Here is a 2,109-nt window from a genome sequence, read left to right as displayed (position 1 = left end):
ACCTTGTTCCTGTCCTGTTGCTGGCAGCGTGCTCGCAGCCGGCACCGCCGCCCGAACCTGCCGCCGATGCGCCTCCGCCGATGACGGGCGCGACGCCGGCCGAGGCGGCCGCCAGCACCACGCCCGATGCCGTCGCCGCGCCRCAGGCTGCGGCGGAGCACGCCAAGGATACGGCTGCGACGCCGGCCGATGCTGCCAACCCCGCAGCACCTGCGGCGGCAGACGACGCCCGCGCGCGCATCGAGACGCTGCWCGGCGATGCGGCGCAGTATGAAAAAGTATTCACTGCCTTCAAGACCGCAGTGGTCGGTGGCGATCGCGCGGCGGTGGTTGAAGAAGTGCGTTTCCCGCTGAACATCAGCGGTGGCAGGAAGATCACCGGGCCCGGTGAATTCCAGCGCAACTACGAAAAGATCATCACCCCGGCGGTGGTCAAGGCGGTGTCCGCGCAGGACTTCGGCACGGTGTTCGTCAACCAGCAGGGCGTGATGATCGGCGATGGCCAGGTCTGGCTGACCGGCGAGTGCCTGGACAAGGCCTGCACGCGCACCGAGGTGAAGGTCGGCACCATCCAGTAACGAAAACGGCCCCGTATGCAGGGCCGTTCCAGATCGGTAGTGCCGGCCGCTGGCCGGCAACCAGGGCTCCTGCAGGTGCCGGCCAGCAGCCGGCACCACCCGGCCGTCAGGCCTTCGGCGTGAGCTTCAGCAGCCGTGCCTTGCTGCCGTCTTCCAGCAGCCACAGTGCGCCGTCCGGGCCCTGTTCCACTTCGCGGATGCGCTCGCCCATGTTGAAGCGTTCGGCCTCGCGCGCGCTGTCGCCGTCGAAGGCAACCCGCACCAGCGAGGTGGACGACAAGCCACCGATGAAGGCGCTGCCCTTCCACTGCGGGAACAGGCTGCCGCTGTAGAACATCAGGCCGGCCGGGGAAATGACCGGGTTCCAGGTCACCTTCGGTGCGGCGAACTCCGGGCGGGTGTCATGGTCGGGAATCGGACGGCCGTCGTAGTGGTCGCCGTTGGACACGATCGGGTAGCCGTAGTTGGCACCGCGCACGATCAGGTTCAGCTCATCGCCGCCGGCCGGGCCCATCTCCTGCGCCCACAGCTTGCCATTGGCATCGAAGGCGATGCCCAGCACGTTGCGGTGGCCGAGCGACCACACCTGCGCGGCCACGCCGCCCTGCGAGGCGAACGGATTGTCGGCCGGCAGGCTGCCGTCGTCGTTGAGGCGGATGATCTTGCCCAGGTTGCCGCTCATGTCCTGCGCAGGATCGAACTTCTGCCGTTCGCTCGAACTGATCCACAGCTTGCCGTCCGGGCCGAAGGCCAAGCGGTGGCCGTAGTGGCCTTCGCCGCTGACCTTCGGCGTCTGCCGCCAGATCACCTTCAGGTCCTTCAGCTGGCCGCCACCGTTGGCATCGAGGGCGAGGGTGGCACGGGCCACGGCCGCGCCGCGCGTGTCCAGCGTGCCTTCCTCGGCGTAGCTGACGTACACCACATGGTTGCGGGCGAAATCCGGATGCAGGATGACGTCGCCGAACCCACCCTGGCCGCCGTAGGCGACCTTCGGCACACCGGTGATCTCATGTTTTTGGCCGCTGGCCAGGTCCAGGTGCTGCAGCTTGCCGCGCTTTTCGGTGACCAGCAGGCTGCCATCGGGCAGGAAGGTCATCGCCCACGGCTGGTCGAACCGGCTGACCTCGGTGGCGGTGAAGGGACGTTGGTCTGCGCTGGCCGCGGCGGTCGCCGGGGCCTTCTGGCCAGACGCATCAGGGCCGGCCGCGTTGCAGGCGGTGGTGGCGAGGATCGGCAGCAGGCCGAGGGCGAGCAGCAGGGGCGTGCGGGTCATGGGTATCTCCAGCGGAAGGGGATGCGGATGGCCAGGCTCTCCCTTGTATACCACCGGGGCGGTGACGGTCGTGGCCCGAAGGTCCTGCTCCCCCCTGTGCGGCATGGCGCGGATCGTCTAGGGTGTTGTCGCCCGGGCAAAGCATTGCCCGCCTGTCTGCCAAGGACCTGCAATGAACGCACCCCTCATCCATCGACCCTCGCCCGCCTTCATCGCCGCCTCGTGGGTGGCCCTGCTGCTGGGCGCGGTGGCCTACCT

Annotated in this window: 2 protein-coding genes; one reads left to right on the top strand and one right to left on the bottom strand. The window is 68.5% G+C overall.

Annotation, left to right across the window (positions count from 1 at the left end; all coding sequences use genetic code 11):
- The coding region (locus tag AC1VAN_RS19755; protein ID WP_480986530.1) for a hypothetical protein at window positions 1–578 on the top strand (578 nt) is incomplete at its 5' end.
- A 106-nt stretch (window positions 579–684) separates the two neighbouring features.
- Here the strand turns inward: AC1VAN_RS19755 and AC1VAN_RS19750 are convergent.
- Window positions 685–1,851, bottom strand: coding sequence for a PQQ-dependent sugar dehydrogenase (locus tag AC1VAN_RS19750; RefSeq protein ID WP_059065755.1), 1,167 nt, complete (start codon window positions 1,849–1,851; stop codon window positions 685–687).
- Window positions 1,852–2,109: the final 258 nt, after the last annotated feature.

The organism is Stenotrophomonas sp. 05L44_2 (assembly GCF_056665995.1).
This window is presented reverse-complemented; position numbering and strand designations above follow the sequence as displayed.